This window comes from Veillonella parvula (genome assembly GCF_032550495.1).
GTDB classification, from domain to species: Bacteria; Bacillota; Negativicutes; order Veillonellales; family Veillonellaceae; genus Veillonella; species Veillonella parvula_G.
The window spans coordinates 724867-744253 of the sequence record NZ_JAWFZJ010000001.1; the positions used below are offsets into that span (position 1 = coordinate 724867).

Here is a 19387-nt window from a genome sequence, read left to right on the forward strand (position 1 = left end):
TGATTTTTTTATTTTAGAGCCTCTTGTTTCTCTACTTTGGACATACGAAAGAAATTATATAGTGTTTCTGCCGTCTTATAATTCATAGATTCTACCTTTGAAAGTTCATCAATAGATGCCGCTTTCATGGCCTCTAAACTATTAAAGTGAGCCCATAATGCCTTACGGCGTTTAGGACCGATGCCTTCAATATGATCTAGAATAGATTCAAGATTTCGCTTGCCCCGCAACTTACGGTGATAAGTAATAGCAAAGCGATGCGCTTCATCACGAATTTGTTGAAGTAATTGAAGTTCCGGCGTGTGATGACTCAAGATGATACTTTCAGATTGCCCTTCTACAAAGACCTCTTCAATACGTTTAGCCAAGGAGATAACAGGCACATCGGTAACACCTACGGCACGTATTAACGGCAAGGCTGCATTAAGCTGTCCTTTACCACCATCGATGATAATAAGGTCCGGCATAGGCCAGTCTGTTTCATTACCATAGCGTCGTTCCATGATTTCTGCCATGGATTTGAAGTCATCTGGCTTACCTTGTGTAGTCTTCAATTTAAAACGACGATATTCCTTCTTCGCAGGCTTGCCACCTTCAAAAACAACCATAGAAGCTACCGTTTCAGCCCCTTGTGTATGAGATATATCAAAACACTCCATACGTTCAGGTAAACGTGGTAAATCGAGAATCTCGGCTAACTTCTTAACCGCTCCGCCAGTCTTATCGATTTGGTGCTGCCACTGACGACGACGTTCTTCAAGGAAGGTTTCCGCATTTTCATGAGCCATCTTAATCATATCCATCTTATAGCCACGTTGTGGCACAGATACATCTACATGTTGGCCTTTGAGCTGTGTAAACCATTCCGTTAATAAGTCCCTATCTGTACTCTCCATAGGTAGTAGTAACTCTTTAGGGATAAAGTTTGTATCTCCATAGTATTGCTTGATAAAGTCCGTCATAATCGTTTCTGGACTATCTCCATCATGTTGCACAAAGTAATTTTCACGGCCTAACAGACGACCACCGCGGATGAATAGCAACTGCACACAGGCCATCGATGTATCTACAGCTAACCCTAATACGTCTAAATCGCCACGTTGAGTAACCATGCGTTGCTTTTCTTGTATCTTTTCAATACTAGATAATTGATCACGATACCGTGCCGCATCTTCAAAGCGCAAATCTTCTGCAGCAGTTTCCATCTTTGATTTAATTTCCTTTAGCAATGGTATAGGTTTGCCTTCAAAAAGTTCTATAATTTCGTCAATATACTTCCGATAATCCGGTACAGATATTTTGTTAAAACACGGTGCCTCGCAGTAATGCATATGATACTGCAAGCACGGGCGTTCTACCTTCATAGACTTACAAGTACGCAACGGATAGTACTGACGTATTAATTTCAGTACTACATGGACGGATGTAACGTCTGTAAAAGGGCCAAAATACTTAGCCCCATCCCGTTCAAGACGACGCGTCATATATACGCGAGGATAGTCCTCTTGCACTGATATTTTAACATAAGGATACGTCTTATCATCGCGGAGCCTAATATTATATTTCGGTTCATGCTCCTTGATAAGTGTATTCTCCAAGATGAGCGCTTCCATCTCAGTCTTTGTTTGAATGACTTCAACATCGACAGCTCGTTTCATCATGGCCATAACCTTTGGTGCCCGGTTTGCATCGTTACGCACATAGGAACGCACACGGTTGCGCAAATTAATGGCTTTACCTACATAGATGATGCGGTTATATTGATCACGCCATAAATAAACGCCTGGCGTCGTCGGTAGATGACTAACCTTTTCTAGTAATTCATCAGACGGCATGTTTCCTCCTTTCCTTGTAGATTACAAGAGAATAGATTACACACTTCTTTAAGTAATGACCTTTATAAGTTGAAGGACGTAGTCTATTCTCTTTATGATTTTTCTTTTATAGAAACTTAAATATATATACTATTTTATTTCTTATGCTTCACTGCTTTCATAAATTTCTTAGTCTGTTCTAATACAGGGCCCAAGAATTTGCCGGTATAGCTTTCTTTTACCTTAGCAATTTCCTCAGGTGTACCAGTAGCCACGATAGTGCCACCGCGATTACCACCTTCAGGACCAAGATCGATGATGTGGTCCGCCATTTTAATAACATCTAAGTTATGTTCGATAACAACAACTGTATCGCCACCCTCTACGAGTTGTTGCAATACGTGTAACAACTTACGAATATCTTCAGCATGAAGGCCTGTAGTAGGCTCATCAAGGATGTACAACGTTTTACCGGTGCTACGACGAGCTAACTCAGTAGCTAATTTTACACGTTGTGCTTCACCACCAGATAATGTAGTAGCCGCTTGACCTAAACGAATATAGCCAAGACCAACCTCTTGGAGGGTAACCATCTTACGATTAATTTTAGGTATGGCACTAAAGAATTCTACCGCATCATCTACGGTCATATCTAATACATCAGCAATGGATTTACCTTTATACTTAACCTCCAAGGTTTCACGATTATATCGCGCCCCTTTGCAAACTTCACAAGGCACATATACATCTGGTAAGAAATGCATTTCAATCTTGATAATACCATCACCACGGCAAGCCTCACATCGACCGCCTTTTACGTTAAAGCTAAAACGACCTTGTTTATAGCCACGCATCTTAGCTTCTGGCGTTTGACTATATAGTTCGCGAATCGCATCAAATACACCTGTGTATGTAGCTGGATTGGAACGAGGTGTACGCCCGATAGGGCTTTGATCAATATTGATGATTTTATCAATATGTTCAATGCCTCGAATCTCTTTATGAGCTCCCACCTTATGATAAGAACGATACAACTGATTGGCTAATCCTTTATAAAGGATTTCATTGATTAAGGTAGACTTACCAGAACCACTGACCCCCGTAACGACAGTAAATAATCCTATCGGAAATTTTACATTAATATTATGTAAATTATTTTCCTTCGCACCGCGAATTTCAATGCAATTCTTGCCTGGTTTGCGGCGTTCTTCGGGAAGTGCTATAAACTTACGACCACTTAAGTACTGACCAGTAATGGAGTTTTCTACCTTCATCACTTCCTCAACAGTACCTGCTGCAATAATTTGTCCACCATGCTCACCCGCCCCAGGACCGATGTCTACTAAATAATCAGCAGCGCGCATGGTATCTTCATCATGTTCTACAACAAGCAAAGTATTTCCTAAATCACGTAACCCTTTTAATGTATCGATGAGTCGATCATTATCGCGTTGATGTAAACCGATGGATGGTTCATCTAGAATATACAACACACCAACAAGGCCAGAGCCAATTTGTGTGGCCAAGCGAATACGTTGTGCTTCACCACCAGATAATGTGCCTGCACTACGGTTCATTGTTAGGTAATCGAGGCCTACATTATTGAGGAAACCTAAACGAGCATTGATTTCCTTCAAAATTTGAGCGCCAATGACTTGTTCACGCTCTGTTAATTGTAGATGTCCAAAGAAATCTAATGCTTCCTTTATAGTTAATTGTGTGACCTCATTGATATTCTTATCCCCTACGGTAATAGCCAATACTTCAGGTTTTAGACGAGCACCATGGCAAGTAGTACAAGGCTTAATGGACATAAACTTTTCAAATTCTTCACGCATAGAATCTGTAGAGGCTTCACTATGACGGCGCTTAACCATCGGTAAAATGCCTTCGTACTCAGTAAAGAATTCCTTTATTTCACCTCTCATATTTTCATAGGTGAAACTTACCTTATCCGTCGTACCGTACATCACCTTTTTCTGTAATGCTTTCGGCAATTCATCATAGGTGGAGTCTAAGGAATATCCATTAGCTTTTAATAGGCCTTCTACTTGACGCATAAACCAAGCATTAGGATTAGAGCTCAATGCTTGCACACAACCATCGGCAAAGCTAATGGATCCATCTGGAATAACGCGCTCCTCATCAACCTCCATAGTAGAACCAATCCCTAAACAGGATGGACACGCACCAAATGGACTATTAAATGAGAACATACGCGGTTCAATCTTAGGTAGCGAAACATGACAATCCGGGCACGCAAAATGTTGGCTATACATATGTTCAGGTCCATCTACCTCTTGAATCACAACGATGCCTTCCGCCCATTTTGATGCAGTCTCCATAGAGTCAGCCAACCGGGATTCAATGCCTTCTTTTACAACGAGGCGGTCTACTACGATATCGATGGAGTGTTTTTTATTTTTCTCTAATACGATTTCTTCGTCCAAGGTACGCACTACACCATCTACGCGAGCACGAATAAAGCCTTCTTTGCGAAGTTGTTCAAATACCGATTTATGTTCTCCCTTTTTACCTTGAATCATAGGGGCTAGCACTAAAACCTTAGTACCTTCAGGAAAGCTCATTACATCATCTGTCATTTGTTGTATTGTTTGTTGTGTAATAGGCTTACCACACTCTGGACAATGGGCATGACCTACACGTGCAAATAATAGACGCAAGTAGTCGTAAATCTCCGTTACAGTACCAACCGTAGAACGAGGGTTGCGACTCGTCGTCTTTTGGTCGATAGAAATGGCTGGAGATAAGCCTTCAATATAATCCACATCAGGTTTATCCATTTGTCCCAAAAATTGACGGGCATATGCAGACAGGGACTCAACATAACGACGTTGCCCTTCTGCGTAAATCGTATCAAATGCTAGAGATGATTTACCAGAACCACTGAGGCCAGTTAAGACAATAAACTGATCACGTGGCAAGGATATATCAATATTTTTTAGGTTATGCTGACGCGCACCTTTTACAATCAATTGGTCTTTCATTATCTTTCCTATTTAAAGAGATGATACCAAACGGCATCATCTCTCTGATTACTAACATGAAATAATATATGTATATTATCGCACATATAGTCTATATAATCTATGTGTTTTCTTACAATCTTTTAAAATTGTTCCTAAGATTTACTTTTTGGACCTGTCCGCTTTCTAGATTTGGTAGAAGCAGGCTTCTTCAACTTGCTATCTCCTGCACTATGCATATCGGACCATTGTTGACGTAATACGCCCAATTGATCACGTAACTTAGCAGCGGTTTCAAATTCAAGCTGCTTTGCGGCGGCCTTCATTTGACGATCTAGTTCTTCAATCTTATTGTACAATTCTTCCGGTGTTATATCTGCCACCTTAGGTGCTGATGTATCTTGAACATATGATTCGTGTCCATGGTCCATGCCCTCTGAGGATTTTTTTTGTTTTCCTTTTTTCGATGAAAGTCCCTTTCCATCGGTAACCATATCTTCTTCGATTTTCGTTAATTCGATTAGCTCTTTTACATCTTTAGATACAGATTTAGGCGTAATATTATGTTCAATATTATAAGCCTCTTGCACGGCACGACGACGGTCGGTTTCATCGATAGCCCGTTGCATAGAACCTGTTACACGATCTGCGTACATGATAACATGACCATTCACATTACGAGCCGCACGACCTATAGTTTGAATCATAGCCGTATCGGAACGCAAGAAACCTTCTTTATCCGCATCTAAGATAGCAACCAAAGAAACCTCTGGCATATCGAGACCTTCACGAAGCAAGTTAATACCAACTAATACATCGAATACGCCAGCCCGCAAATCACGAATGATTTCAGCCCGCTCAATAGTAACAATATCGGAATGAAGATAACGAACTCGTACGCCCATTTCCTTCAAGAATTCCGTTAAGTCCTCAGCCATCTTCTTCGTCAAGGTCGTAACGAGAACCCGTTCGTTCTTAGCAGCTCGTTTATGAATTTCTCCAAGCAAATCATCCATTTGCCCCTTAATAGGACGAATTTCTATAGATGGATCTAATAGGCCCGTAGGACGAATGATTTGCTCTGCAATATTCGTTTCTACTTCCATTTCGTATGGTCCAGGCGTTGCCGATACGTAAACAATTTGATTGATACGCTCTACAAATTCATCGAATTGAAGCGGTCTATTATCGAGTGCAGATGGAAGACGGAACCCGTATTCTATAAGAGATTCTTTACGCGCACGGTCACCATTGTACATAGCTCGAATTTGAGGCATCGTCACATGAGACTCGTCCACCATGATAAGGAAATCATCTGGAAAATAATCAATCAATGTAAACGGTGCTTCCCCAGCCTTGCGTTCAGACATATGACGTGAATAATTTTCGATGCCCGAGCAATAGCCCATCTCTTGCATCATTTCTATATCATAACGGGTACGCTGTTCTAAGCGCTGAGCCTCCAATAGACGGTCAGCAGCTTTTAATTTTGCTAACTGCTCATCTAGTTCGGCTTCAATACGCTCTACAGCAATATTCATCTTCTCTTTTGTCGTCACATAGTGAGATGCTGGATAGACAGCAACGTGCTTTCGTTCCGCAATAACTTCACCCGTCAAGGAATCTACCTCTACAAGGCGGTCGATTTCATCACCAAAGAGCTCCACACGAATGGCTCTTTCACTATAAGCAGCAGGGAAAATATCAATTGTATCCCCTTGTACACGGAAGGTGCCGCGAATAAAGTTCATATCATTTCTCGTATATTGAATATCTACGAGTTTAGATAAGATTTCATCGCGCGACTTCGTTTGACCTAAGCGCAAAGACAATACGAGATCAGAATAGTCCTCAGGGTCACCTAAGCCATAAATACAGCTAACAGAGGCAACAATAATGACATCGCGACGCTCAAAAAGACTCATTGTAGCACTATGTCGCAGTTTATCAATTTCATCATTAATAGACGCATCCTTCTCGATATAGGTATCACTAGAAGGAATATAGGCCTCCGGTTGATAAAAATCGTAGTAAGATACAAAATATTCTACCGCATTATTAGGGAAGAAACTTTTAAACTCGCTACATAATTGAGCAGCCAAGGTTTTATTGTGAGCAATGATCAAGGTCGGCTTTTGAACTGCCTCAATAACCTTGGCCATTGTAAAGGTCTTACCAGTACCAGTGGCACCGAGCAAAACTTGGGCCCATTCACCGCGTTCAATGCCTTCTGTTAAAGATTGAATCGCAGTAGGTTGGTCCCCTGTAGGCGCAAAGGGCGCCTCCACTTTAAATGGTTGGCCCCCCTCGTAATTATATGTACTATGCTTCATTACTGTTCATCCTGATGTTTACGGATGGCTTTCATTTCTTCATCCGTCAAACGCCGACCTGCATTTTCCGCTTGATTCAACGTATCCTCACCTTCTAAGACTTCGATGAGCATAGCAATAGAAAAACGATCTAATGTAGGTGTGGTCTTTTGGATTTCATCAGCCATCATCCAATCTGATTCAGTATAGTTATTAATACGATCTGTAATTTCTTCCCAGTTTGAAAGTAGCAATCGCGTAATGGGGCGATATAGTTCAATACCAAAGTACTCGATTAAGCTAACAATCTTATTCATATTTTCTAGGCTAACATTACATTCATTTTTTTTATTTTCAGATTCTACATATTCAAGTAAGAATTCCCGGTTATATTTATTTGTCACCTTGAATCATTCCTTTATTAAATAATGCATTAGCAAATTCTTTTGCATTAAATGGACGCAAGTCATCCATACCTTCGCCAACGCCAATCCAGCGTACGGGTACGCCTAGTTCCTCTTTAATAGAGATAACTACGCCACCTTTTGCCGTACCATCTAGTTTAGTTACAACAATACCATTTACTGGTACAGCTTGACCAAATAATTTAGCTTGGCTTACTGCATTTTGACCTGTAGTACCATCTAAAACGAGCAATGTTTGATGCGGTGCACCTTCTACGTGATTATTCGCTACGCGCCCCATCTTTTTAAGTTCTTCCATAAGGTTAACCTTAGTATGTAGACGACCAGCCGTATCTACGATAACAAGGTCTGCATTACGAGCTTTCGCAGCTTCCATTGCATCATATACAACGGCAGCAGGATCTGCGCCTTCTTTATGTTTAACAATCGGCACACCAACGCGATCAGCCCATATGGATAATTGGTCAGCTGCAGCGGCACGGAATGTATCACCTGCAGCAATGATAACCTTTTTACCTTCTTTAGTATAATAATTAGCCAATTTAGCGATTGTCGTTGTTTTACCAACACCATTTACACCAACTACGAGGATAACCTCAGGATGGTGCAAAGTAATTTCATCTTCTTGATCGATGAGCATTTCCGTGATGCGGTCTTCCATGAACGGCATTACATCGCCTGTATGATTGATGATACCTTCTGTTACACCACGACGAATTTCTTTCATCAAGTATTCTGTCGTCTTAGGGCCTAGATCACTAGTAAGCATAACTGCTTCTAAATCATCTAAAAAATCATCATCGATTTGCGCATAACCAATAACGATGCTTTCTACATTTTTTACAAAAGACTTACGAGTTTTTTCTAAACCGTCTTTAATTCTATCAAAGAATCCAAATGCCATTATGCTAGATCCTCCTTCACATCTTCAAATGCTACTGTTAATAATCGCGATACACCGCGTTCCACCATGGTTACCCCTTGAAGTACTTCGGCAGCTTCCATCGTCTTTTTACGGTGAGATACAACGATAAATTGTGTTTCTTTATTTACTCGATTTAAGTAGGAACTAAATCGTTCAACATTGGCTTCGTCAAGCGCCGCGTCAACTTCATCAAGCACGCAGAACGGAGCTGGACGATAATCGAGGAATGAGAACAATAAAGCGATAACCGTAAGAGCACGTTCACCACCTGATAAAAGTGTCAATTGTTGACGCTTTTTCCCTGGTGGTTGAATATGGAAATCGATACCACCCGTCAAAATATTATCTGGATCAGTCAGTACAATTTGCGCAGTACCACCGCCAAACAATTGGCTGAATACCTCTTGGAATCTACGGCCTACCACATCCAATACATCGTATAGCTGTGTACTCATAGCCTTATCCATTTCGGCAATAACCGCCTGTAATTGCGTCTTTGCCGTATCTAAATCAGCTAATTGTGTGGTTAAGAAATCATAGCGTTCTTTAGTCTCTTCATATTCCTCAACAGCATTTGGATTGACTGGACCCAATTCGGCAATTTCAGCCATCAACCGAGCTTGCTCATCCTTCCAATCATTAACGGAGCCTTCAATGCGAAGAGCTTGAGCATCTTCCAATGTAAAGCCTAGCTCTTGCAATTCTTCTATAAAGCGCTCACAATCCATGCGATGACGTGTAATTTTACCTTCCATATCAACAAGACGACCTTGCACCACTTTATAGCGTTGATTCAATCGGTCTTGCTCTCTGAGGATAGATTCCATTTCCTCGCGCCCCGTAGATGTTTTATCATAGGCTTCATCGCGAAGAGCACGTAATCGTTCAACCTCAGCCGTAGCAGAGGACAACTCTTGTTCTGCAGCTTCTTGAGCCTTAGGTAATTCCTCTTCACAACGTTGTGTAGTACTCACTAACAAATTACGAAGTGGTGTTAAGCGCTCAATAATACTAGAAATAGATTGATTACGCTGTTCACGTTGTGTTTCCCGTTCCTGAATCGTATGTCGCAAGGTATCACAAGTAAGGCGAGCTTCTGTAAAAGCTTCATACGCCTCTTGTTGGACCTTTTGCAACACAGTCAATCGATCCATCAACGCCCCTTGATTACCATCCACACCATGATTCTCTTGCAAGGAAGCTAATGCTGTTTCTTGATCTTTCAAGTTAGCCGTTGTGGTAGCCAAATCAATATCAATTTGTACTAAACGTTGCTCTTCTTCTGAAAGAACCCGTTTCTTACGATCTATCTGATGTTGTATATTTTGTACCTTTGTTTCACTAGCCACATAGAGTAAGTTCGTATGTTGATAGCTTTCATCAAGGGCAACTCGTTCTTTCTCAGACTCTTCAACCCGTTTTTCAAATCGTTCTAAGTTAGCAGTTAAAGATTGAATTTGTTCTTCAATTTGTACTAGCTCTTGTTCAAGGCTAGCAGCCTCTTCTTTGCGGCTCAATACAGAAGCACGCTTGCGCTTTGTGGCACCACCGGTTAAAGAACCACCAGGTTGGAATTGTTCCCCTGTAAGGGTTACAATGCGCAATTGCTGATTATATTTTTTCTGTAATCCAATGGCATCATCCATGGAGGATACTACCAAGGTGCGTCCCAACAAGTATTGGAAAATATGGGCGTACTTATTATCAAAGGAAATACAATCAACAGCAGTGCCTAATACACAGCTTTCATGTAAAGCCGGTGTATCATATGGTTTACCTTTTACTGAATCCATAGGCAAGAAGGTTACACGACCACCTTGGATAGATTTCAAATAGTTGACACCCTCCGCAGCAGCGCGAGCTGTAGTAGTTACAACGTGGTTAACACTACCGCCTAATGCCGTTTCGATAGCCGTAGTATATTTGTCCTCTACCGTAAAGAGATCGCCAACAGCGCCTGTGATTTGTTCGCGCCAGGACCCTTTACCGTTGAGGATGTTCTTAGTACCTTCTAAGTAGCCTTCATGCTGCTCTTCCCATTGAGCTAAGAGCTCTAAACGCCCCTTTGCACGTTGTTCTTGAGTGCGCAGCTTTTGTAACTCCTTACGCTCTTCACGCGCTTTCATAGCCGCATTCTTAGCATCATCAACGAGGGCTTGTCGTTGAGCAGATAAGGCATTAAACTTTTGGCCTAGCTCTTCAAATTCAGAACGAGCGACTTGTAGTTCACTATCTACCTGTGCTATTTCAGATTCTAGAATAGCACATTGATTTTTGCTTTCTACCTTGCGAGCTTCTAAGCTCCGAATACTAGCCTTAGCCGTTTCAATAGCACTCACAACTTCTAATTGACGTTGCTCAAAAGCCTCTCGATCGGATTGCAAGGATTGGAACTTAGCTTGTTCTGCCCTTACATCTTCAACAGCCTTTTTGTAGGTCGCTTCTAATTCTTCTAAATTAGATTCTTTCTCTACTAATTGAGCACTTTCATCTTGAATCAATTGATTTAAGATGCGCAATTGTTGCTCCTCGCCCTTTTGCGTAGCCTCTAGCTCGCTAATGCGCATAGAAGTTTCATCTAATTCACGGTGCGCTGTTTTTAGTTGCTCTTCTAAGAGACGTAAATGGCCAGCTAAGCGTTCTTTTTCACGTTGCTTTTCAGTATACTGAGCCTCCCACAACTTAAGCTGTTCCTGCTCTTTTGACGTAGACGATTGCAATTCGTGACGACGAGTCTCTAATTTAGACAATTCAGTTTGAAGCTCAATTTCTTCATCTTTAAAGGCAATATTATCATTTTCAAAACGCGTCAAAAGACGATCAGAGGTCTTATAATTGTGAAAGCCTAATGCCCCATCATAATCGCGCTTTGTGCGGCTTAAGGTCATATACTTTTTAGTCTTTTCCGCTTTTTCAGACAAAGGTCCTAATTGCTCTTCAATGGTAGCCATTACGTCGCGTACGCGCTCCATATTACGGTCTGTACTAGCAATACGACGTAAAGCATCTTCTTTATTGATTTTAAAGCGAGAAATACCAGCTACATCTTCAAAGATAAGACGACGTTCTTCAGGTTTAGAATTTAAAATAGCGTCAATTCGGTTTTGACCAATGATGGCCATAGAATCTCTACCAAGACCGGTATCTGCTAGTAAAAGATGTATGTCCTTTAAACGACAAGATCGCTTATTGATAAGAAACTCACTTTCACCAGTGCGGTATATACGGCGTGTAATGGCTACCTCAGCCATATCTATATCTAATTGTTGGTCACTATTGTCAAACACAAGTGTAACCTCAGCAGCGCTCATAGGTTTGCGCTTTTCCGTACCAGAGAAAATAATATCCTCTGCTTTTTGTCCGCGCAAATTACGCACATTGGATTCCCCTAAAACCCATTTCATTGCATCCGTAATATTACTTTTACCACTTCCGTTAGGACCAATAACGGCAGTCATTCCTGGTGAGAATTTTACAATCGTTTTATCCGCAAACGATTTAAAGCCCTTTAATTCCAACCGAAGTAATTGCATGACTGCCTCCTTTCTACCAACAACCCTAAATAATCATATCTTTTATTATAACACATATTGTAGGCCATCAATACAGCACCGAACGGTATTTCTCGTACTTTCTTCACACCAGCTTATACTATATTGTGGGTATAATTCTGCAAAATATAATAAATTTCGATTATTAAGCCCTCGCACCTTAGATGTTAAGCGTCTCGGATAAGAAATAACAATATTATGCTGTACTGCAATACCATTATTCCTAATATAATTTGTTCTATCATTATTAGTGTTATCTATATATCCACTATTATCAACATTAACTCTACTTAATTTTAAGCTTCCATAAGTAGCATCTTCAATTAAACTAAAACAATCATTACTTATTAAGTACTTAAACTGAGATACATGCTCATCAATACAACGTTCAATTCGCTGCTTATACTGTTCGTTCACAACCAGCTCTCCCATAGCGGGCTCATATGGACCTGCCACTAAGCTATTGCCGGAATCTAATTCTTCTGTACTTTGTAAACCCGTGCGAATGACTTCAATACCATGCTGTTCAAACCAATCTTTTAAAAATGAACAATACTGTATAGCTAGCTCAGTACTTAGTGGTTCATATTCTCCAGCTCTATACTGGTCGGCTAGCTCTGTATTTTCTATAACTAGTACGGGATAGATACGTACAAAATCAGGTCGTAATGCGGCTACTGCAATGGCCGTTTCTATTATGGTTTGCCATGTCTCTCCTTTTAGTCCTGGTAAAAGTTGAACCCCAACGGTCATATCACGATGTTTTAATCGTGTAACAGCCTCTACTACCTCTTGTGCCGTGTGCCCCCTCTTAGCATCGACTAAAATACCATCATTCATAGACTGCACACCAAGTTCTACAGTTTTTACTCCATAAGACTGTAATAATGTAATCGCTTCATCACCTACAGCATCAGGTCTTGTAGAGCAACGTATGCCATCAATGAGGCCCTGTTGAAGCATTTCATAGGCAGGCATTAATAATTTATGTTGTAAATCTTTAGTAATAGCCGTAAATGATCCACCATAAAAGGCAACCTCCCAAAACTTTTCATTCCGCTTTGTTCCTACATAGTCTTTGATTGTTTGTTGTATATATTCTGGAGTTAGGTGACTAATACCAGATTGGCCCGTAATACGAGATTGATTACAAAATGTACACACATAGGGACAACCTACGTGAGGTATAAAAAAGGGAATCATACCAAATGGTTTCATAGACACCTCCTCTTCTTATGTAAAAATTATTATTCATCTATTATTATATAGATTATTGTTCATCTATCATTATATAGATCATTATTCATCTACCATTATATAGATTATTACTCACATACTATATATTACTCACATACTATTATACAAAAAAAAGCGCCATTCGGCGCTTTTCTATTTATCAGCCATCAACTTTTCTAAAGTCAATTGAGCCGCATGTTGTTCTGCAATTTTTTTACTTTTACCAGAGCCGGCCTCGTAAGTAACACCATTAATTTCAACCTCCATATGGAAGGTTTTAGCATGATCGGGACCACTTTCACTGAGCAAATGATAGACAATATGTTTATCCCCATCACGTTGCACATATTCTTGTAATAATGTCTTATAATCTTTGCCCCGCTTACCTTCTAAGGCTTGCATGATATAGGTAGTTAAATGCTTTAAAACAAAGGCCATAGCCGTTTGATAATCTGTAGAAATATAAATGGCACCGATGAGAGACTCAAAGGTATCCGCTAATATAGAGTTTCGATCGTTACCACCGGAAGCGCGTTCTCCATGACCGAGCAATAAATATTGTCCTAGTTGCAAAGAACGACTCACAGATGCTAAAGAATCCTCACACACTGTAGCGGCCTTAATTTTCGTTAAATTACCTTCAGCCATATCTGGATATGTCTTAAATAGGTATTCCCCAATAATAAGATCCAAAACAGCATCGCCTAAAAACTCTAATCGCTGATTGTGATGAATATGCTTTGATTTATGTTCATTCGCATAAGAAGTATGTGTAAAAGCACAATCTATAATGGATATATCTGACACAGGTATGTCTAAACGAGCAACAAGCTCATGAAGAGATTCTTCACGAGCTTGTGTTATCTTACTCTTATGCGTTTCGATAGTAACCATTAAGCTTCATAACGGCGAATGCAAAGTGTACCGTTATGACCACCAAAACCGAAAGAGTTAGAAAGTGCACATTTTACTTGGAGTTCACGTGCGCCTTCACGAACATAGTCCAGATCCAAACCTTCATCAGGATTGTCACAGTTAATTGTAGGGTGAACTTTACCAGTTTCAATCGCCATTGCCATTACGATAGTTTCAATAGCACCAGCAGCACCTAACAAGTGACCTGTCATGGATTTTGTAGAGTTAACAGCGATATTTTTAGCATGATCGCCGAACAATTCTTTAATAGCTAATGTTTCATTTTGGTCATTAAGGCCAGTAGATGTACCATGAGCATTGATATAGTTAACGTCTTTAGGATCAATACCTGCATCTTTAATTGCTAATTCCATACATTTACGAGCTTGAACACCACCTGGAGCTGGTGCAGTGATATGGTAAGCATCACCATTGCTACCATAGCCCACAACTTCAGCATAGATATGCGCACCGCGTGCTTTTGCGTGTTCTAATTCTTCAAGAACTACGATACCAGCACCTTCACCCATTACGAAACCATCGCGGTCACGGTCAAATGGACGGGACGCTTTTGTTGGTTCGTCATTGCGTGTAGACATAGCTTTCATAGCCGCAAAACCAGCTACAGCAGCCGGAGATACCGCAGCTTCAGTACCACCAGCAAACATCACATCAGCATCACCACGTTGGATGATACGGAATGCATCGCCAATCGCATTTGTACCAGAAGTACAAGCAGTTACGTCTGTAATAACTGGACCTTTAAGACCAAGGCGAATAGATACGCGTGCAGATGTCATATTTGCAATCATCATAGGTACTGCAAATGGACTTACTCGGCCAGGACCTTTTTCGAATAATGTTTCATACACCTCATGGATAGAGTCAATACCGCCTATACCTGTACCAACTACAGTACCACAGCGATCTAAATCTGCTTTATCTAAATCAAGATCAGCATCTTCACAAGCAAGAACAGCTGCACCGATAGCAAATTCTACAGAACGGTCCATACGACGAGCTTCTTTCTTATCTACCCCATAGTTTGTAATATCAAAATCTTTTACTTCACCCGCAATGCGTGTTGCATAGTCAGATGCGTCAAAGCGTGTAATCGGCCCAATACCAGATTGACCTGCCAATAACGCATTGTAGAAGTTCTCTTTACCGATACCTACAGGAGTCACTGCCCCTAAGCCAGTAATTACTACACGTTTTTCCAATTATTCCACCTCTTATAGCTATACAGCCCTTTAAATTAATCAATCTCTGCTACTTGCTGTTTTAATTGAGCAAAGATATCTTTAACTGGCATAATCCTATCGACTTTTCTCATATTATTGCCAGAGAACACCAACCCCGTTTCCACATCACCTTGTTGTGCGCGAGAAAGAGCGCGGATAATGCAGAATTTATGGGAACAATGTTTTAAACAGTTATCACACACCGTTGGAGGCGCTACAGTACCATCTAAAACAGATTCAGCAAATTTGTTTTTTATTGCTTGACCAGGCAAACCAACAGGACTTTGAATCAATACAATATCCTCAGGGTTTGTAGCTCGTACATACATTTTTTTCAATTCATCAGATGCATTACATTCATCAGAAGCAGCAAAACGGCTACCCATTTGAACACCACTAGCACCGATTTTTAACATTTCAACGATATCACGGCCATCTAGAACACCACCAGCAGCAATTACTGGAATGTTTTTTACCGCTGCTACAACTTCGGGAACGATTTCTCGAGCGGAACGATCCGTCCCCAAGTGTCCACCAGCTTCACAGCCTTCTACGATTACAGCTGCAGCACCTAAACCTTCAGAAATGCGAGCTAATTTTGCGGACGAAACAATTGGTACAATAGGAGTACCAGACTCTTTGCCCATTGCGAACATATCTCTTGAAAAACCAGCACCTGCTACTACAAGATCAATGCCTTCTTCGATGGCAGTCTTTACTAAGCCAGCAAATTGAGTTGCTGCTACCATCGCATTTATACCAATAATACCCGTAGGTGATAATTTTCTAGCTAATTGTATTTCGTATCGTAATTCATCGAAAGGCAAGCCAGATGCCGCAATAAGGCCGATACCACCTTCATTTGCAACGGCTGCTGCCAAGCGAGCTGTAGACAATCTAATCGCCATACCACCTTGAATAATAGGTACTTTGGCCACTAGATTCCCAATGCGAAGTTCAGGGAGCTTCACTATCAAATCCTCCTGTAAATAAAACCGGTTGGGAGGCCACTCGGCCTCCCGTTCGGTTGAATTGTTAGCTTTACAGCTTATTTAGCAGAATCAATATATTCTACTGTATCCTTAACGGTTTTAATTTTTTCTGCAACGTCGTCAGGGATTTCAACATTGAATTCTTCTTCAAATGCCATGATCAATTCAACGATATCTAAGGAGTCAGCGCCTAAGTCGTCGATGAATGTAGAATCAATGGTAACTTCAGCTTCATCAACGCCTAATTGTTCCACAACGATTGCTTTAACTTTATCGAAAGTGTTCATTAGTGGTTCACCTCCTTTCAAAGTGTATTTATATATAGTCTAATTTTACAACTACATTACCATGCCACCATCAACATTGATGACTTGACCCGTAATATAATTAGCAAAATCGCTAGCAAGGAATGTTGCTACTGTTGCTACTTCTTCGGCATCAGCCATACGGCCCAACGGAATTTGAGTAACCATAGCTTCTTTAACTTTTTCTGGTAATACATCGGTCATATCTGTATTGATAAAGCCTGGTGCAATAGCATTAACTGTAATACCACGGCTAGCCAATTCTTTAGCACAGGATTTAGTAAAACCAATTACGCCCGCTTTAGAAGCAGCATAGTTAGTTTGACCAGCATTACCTATAACACCAACAACAGATGTCATGTTAATAATATGACCAGAACGTTGTTTCATCATGATTTTAGATACTGCTTTAGTTACCAAGTAAACACCTTTTAGGTTGATATCGATAACAGCATCAAAATCTTCGTCTTTCATTCGCATTAACAAACCGTCACGCGTAATCCCCGCATTATTCACGAGAATATCAATGTGACCAAATTCTTTATGAGCTTCTTCCACCATGGAAGCAACTTCATCAGCATTGGCTACATTAGCTTTAATTTTAATGGCTTTGCGGCCTAACGCTTGTACAGCTTCAACAGTTTCTTGCGCTGCACCTTCGCTACCGCTATAGTTTACAACAACATCAGCACCAGATTGTGCTAGATTGATAGCTACAGCGCGACCAATGCCACGGGATGCGCCAGTTACAATGGCTACTTTACCCTCTAAATGCATTTTATCGAACCCCCTTCAAAAATTCAAGCGTTTTCTCTAAGGATGCAATGTCTTCAACATTGGCTAATTCCATATCTTTGTTAATCTTTTTAGTAAAACCTGTAAGTACTTTCCCAGGCCCCACTTCAACAAAGCGAGTAACACCAAAGTTTACCATTTCAGCTACACAATCTTCCCATAAAACAGGGTTAGCGGCTTGAGTAACTAAGGACTCTTTAATGTCATTGGCATTAGTCAAAATCTTGCCAGTAACATTTGCAACTACAGGAATTTGTGCATCACTCACTTGAATCTTATCCAACTCTTCCTTTAAACGAAGAGCTGCTGGTCCCATCAAACGGCTGTGGAATGGAGCACTTACCGGAAGCATTACTACGCGTTTTGCACCTGCTTCTTTCATTTTTTCAGCTGCTGTTTCCACCGCTGCAGTTTCACCGGCAATAACGATTTGTCCAGGGCAATTGAAGTTAACTGCTTGTACAGAACCTACAGAAGCATTTACATCTTCACAAATTTCTACAACTTGCTCACGAGGTAATGCCAAAATTGCTGCCATAGCGCCTTTACCCAATGGCACAGCTTCTTGCATATATTCACCGCGTTTATGAACTACATATACTGCGTCTTTAAAGTTCAATACACCGGCTGCTACTAGAGCACTATACTCACCAAGACTATGCCCGCCTACGATGTCAGGCGTAAAGCCTTGTTCTTTTAGAATTTCATAACAAGCTACGGATGCAGTCAAAATAGCTGGTTGTGTATTTGCTGTTTTAACGAGCTCTGTATCAGGACCTTCAAAGCATAATTTACTGATGGAATAACCAAGTGCCTCGTCAGCTTCTTCAAAACGTTGTTTCACAATAGGGTACGCATTATACAAATCTTGTAACATGCCTACTTTTTGAGAACCTTGACCAGGAAAAACAAATGCCGTTTTCATTAGGGGCCTCCTTATTTACTAAGACCTTGAAGATTCTTAATCACAGTTTCAGCTTCAGTCATAATATCTTTAATGATAGTTTCACATGGTTTAACATCTGTTAACATACCAGAAATTTGACCGATCATTACAGAACCTTCTTTTACATTACCCTCAATAGCAGCTAAACGAAGTGTACCAGCACCTAATGCTTCCAATTCCTCTTTAGATCCACCACTGAATTCAAGGGATTTATATTTATGAGCTAACGCATTATCTATAATACGTACAGGATGACCTGTTGTTAAACCAGTCATAACTGTAGCACGATCTTTTGCTTTCAATACAGCGTTTTTATAATTTTCATGGGCAATACATTCTTCGGATAATACGAATCGTGTCCCCATTTGTACCGCTTTAGCACCTAATGCAAATGCCGCAGCCATACCACGACCATCTGCAATACCTCCGGCAGCAATAACTGGTACATCTACAGCATCAACTACTTGAGGAATTAATGCCATAGTTGTAATATCACCTACGTGACCACCAGACTCTGTACCTTCAGCAATAATTGCATCAATACCACCACGTAATAAGCGCTTTGCTAGTAATACTGATGCAACTACAGGAATAACTTTTGTACCAATTTCTTTCAAAGCGGGAACATAAACACCAGGATTACCTGCACCTGTAGTGATAACAGGAACACGTTCTTCCACGACTACTTCCATAACCTCTTTTACAAATGGAGACATGAGCATGATATTACAGCCAAAAGGCTTACTAGTGCGCTCTTTTAATTTATGGATTTCATTACGGAAAATATCAGGAGGCATATGACCAGCACCAATAATCCCAAGTCCACCAGCTTCAGAAACGGCTGCCGCTAATTCTGCAGTACCGAGCCAAGCCATGCCACCTTGAAAGATTGGATACTCAATCTGCAATAAATCACAAATGTCAGTCTTAATCATCTTGA

The 19387-nt window shown here is 40.7% G+C and carries 14 protein-coding genes; all 14 read right to left on the minus strand.

From position 1 onward, the window contains the following. Window positions 1-8: 8 nt before the first annotated feature. Window positions 9-1835: an excinuclease ABC subunit UvrC gene (gene uvrC / locus E6X37_RS03600; RefSeq protein ID WP_279007687.1), complete on the minus strand. Its 1827-nt coding sequence runs from the start codon at window positions 1833-1835 to the stop codon at window positions 9-11. Between the two features lie 134 nt (window positions 1836-1969). Further along, window positions 1970-4822: an excinuclease ABC subunit UvrA gene (uvrA, locus tag E6X37_RS03605; RefSeq protein WP_279007686.1), complete on the minus strand. Its 2853-nt coding sequence runs from the start codon at window positions 4820-4822 to the stop codon at window positions 1970-1972. A gap of 134 nt (window positions 4823-4956) precedes the next feature. Continuing rightward, window positions 4957-7134, minus strand: coding sequence for an excinuclease ABC subunit UvrB (gene uvrB, locus E6X37_RS03610; protein ID WP_279007684.1), 2178 nt, complete (start codon window positions 7132-7134; stop codon window positions 4957-4959). Next, window positions 7134-7517, minus strand: coding sequence for a hypothetical protein (locus tag E6X37_RS03615; RefSeq protein WP_004693457.1), 384 nt, complete (start codon window positions 7515-7517; stop codon window positions 7134-7136). Before E6X37_RS03615 ends, uvrB begins: the two co-directional genes overlap by 1 nt. After that, a complete protein-coding gene (gene ftsY, locus E6X37_RS03620; RefSeq protein ID WP_004693455.1) occupies window positions 7507-8442 on the minus strand; it encodes a signal recognition particle-docking protein FtsY in 936 nt (311 codons plus the stop codon). The genes E6X37_RS03615 and ftsY overlap by 11 nt, the downstream gene beginning before the upstream one ends. Beyond that, window positions 8442-11996 carry a chromosome segregation protein SMC gene (gene smc, locus E6X37_RS03625; RefSeq protein ID WP_316689524.1) on the minus strand — a complete coding sequence of 1185 codons (3555 nt, stop codon included), beginning with the start codon at window positions 11994-11996 and terminating at the stop codon, window positions 8442-8444. Before smc ends, ftsY begins: the two co-directional genes overlap by 1 nt. 45 nt (window positions 11997-12041) lie before the next feature. After that, on the minus strand, window positions 12042-13232 hold the full coding sequence (locus E6X37_RS03630; protein ID WP_278604611.1) for an elongator complex protein 3: 1191 nt from the start codon (window positions 13230-13232) through the stop codon (window positions 12042-12044). Window positions 13233-13403: 171 nt separating this feature from the next. After that, complete coding sequence (gene rnc / locus E6X37_RS03635) at window positions 13404-14144, minus strand: ribonuclease III (protein ID WP_004693448.1); 741 nt, start codon at window positions 14142-14144, stop codon at window positions 13404-13406. Further along, window positions 14144-15388: a beta-ketoacyl-ACP synthase II gene (fabF, locus tag E6X37_RS03640; RefSeq protein WP_004693446.1), complete on the minus strand. Its 1245-nt coding sequence runs from the start codon at window positions 15386-15388 to the stop codon at window positions 14144-14146. Before fabF ends, rnc begins: the two co-directional genes overlap by 1 nt. A gap of 35 nt (window positions 15389-15423) precedes the next feature. Then, the gene (locus E6X37_RS03645) at window positions 15424-16380 is read right to left on the minus strand and encodes an NAD(P)H-dependent flavin oxidoreductase (protein ID WP_008600668.1); all 957 of its coding nucleotides are present in this window, start codon (window positions 16378-16380) and stop codon (window positions 15424-15426) included. 77 nt (window positions 16381-16457) lie between these two features. Then, window positions 16458-16688 (minus strand): acyl carrier protein, encoded by a 231-nt coding sequence (locus E6X37_RS03650; RefSeq protein ID WP_004693441.1) that lies wholly within the window; start codon window positions 16686-16688, stop codon window positions 16458-16460. A 51-nt stretch (window positions 16689-16739) separates the two neighbouring features. After that, window positions 16740-17483 carry a 3-oxoacyl-[acyl-carrier-protein] reductase gene (fabG, locus tag E6X37_RS03655; RefSeq protein ID WP_004693439.1) on the minus strand — a complete coding sequence of 248 codons (744 nt, stop codon included), beginning with the start codon at window positions 17481-17483 and terminating at the stop codon, window positions 16740-16742. Window position 17484: 1 nt separating this feature from the next. Further along, window positions 17485-18426 carry an ACP S-malonyltransferase gene (fabD, locus tag E6X37_RS03660; protein ID WP_316689527.1) on the minus strand — a complete coding sequence of 314 codons (942 nt, stop codon included), beginning with the start codon at window positions 18424-18426 and terminating at the stop codon, window positions 17485-17487. 11 nt (window positions 18427-18437) lie between these two features. After that, window positions 18438-19382 (minus strand): enoyl-[acyl-carrier-protein] reductase FabK, encoded by a 945-nt coding sequence (fabK, locus tag E6X37_RS03665; RefSeq protein ID WP_008600662.1) that lies wholly within the window; start codon window positions 19380-19382, stop codon window positions 18438-18440. Window positions 19383-19387: the final 5 nt, after the last annotated feature.

What these genes read in the sequence shown, in the direction of transcription:
- uvrC (WP_279007687.1), bottom strand. Translation starts at nt 1,835, where the DNA reads ATGCCGTCTGATGAATTACTAGAAAAGGTTAGTCATCTACCGACGACG.
- uvrA (WP_279007686.1), bottom strand. Translation starts at nt 4,822, where the DNA reads ATGAAAGACCAATTGATTGTAAAAGGTGCGCGTCAGCATAACCTAAAA.
- uvrB (WP_279007684.1), bottom strand. Translation starts at nt 7,134, where the DNA reads ATGAAGCATAGTACATATAATTACGAGGGGGGCCAACCATTTAAAGTG.
- ftsY (WP_004693455.1), bottom strand. Translation starts at nt 8,442, where the DNA reads ATGGCATTTGGATTCTTTGATAGAATTAAAGACGGTTTAGAAAAAACT.
- smc (WP_316689524.1), bottom strand. Translation starts at nt 11,996, where the DNA reads ATGCAATTACTTCGGTTGGAATTAAAGGGCTTTAAATCGTTTGCGGAT.
- E6X37_RS03630 (WP_278604611.1), bottom strand. Translation starts at nt 13,232, where the DNA reads ATGAAACCATTTGGTATGATTCCCTTTTTTATACCTCACGTAGGTTGT.
- rnc (WP_004693448.1), bottom strand. Translation starts at nt 14,144, where the DNA reads ATGGTTACTATCGAAACGCATAAGAGTAAGATAACACAAGCTCGTGAA.
- E6X37_RS03650 (WP_004693441.1), bottom strand. Translation starts at nt 16,688, where the DNA reads ATGAACACTTTCGATAAAGTTAAAGCAATCGTTGTGGAACAATTAGGC.
- fabG (WP_004693439.1), bottom strand. Translation starts at nt 17,483, where the DNA reads ATGCATTTAGAGGGTAAAGTAGCCATTGTAACTGGCGCATCCCGTGGC.
- fabD (WP_316689527.1), bottom strand. Translation starts at nt 18,426, where the DNA reads ATGAAAACGGCATTTGTTTTTCCTGGTCAAGGTTCTCAAAAAGTAGGC.
- fabK (WP_008600662.1), bottom strand. Translation starts at nt 19,382, where the DNA reads ATGATTAAGACTGACATTTGTGATTTATTGCAGATTGAGTATCCAATC.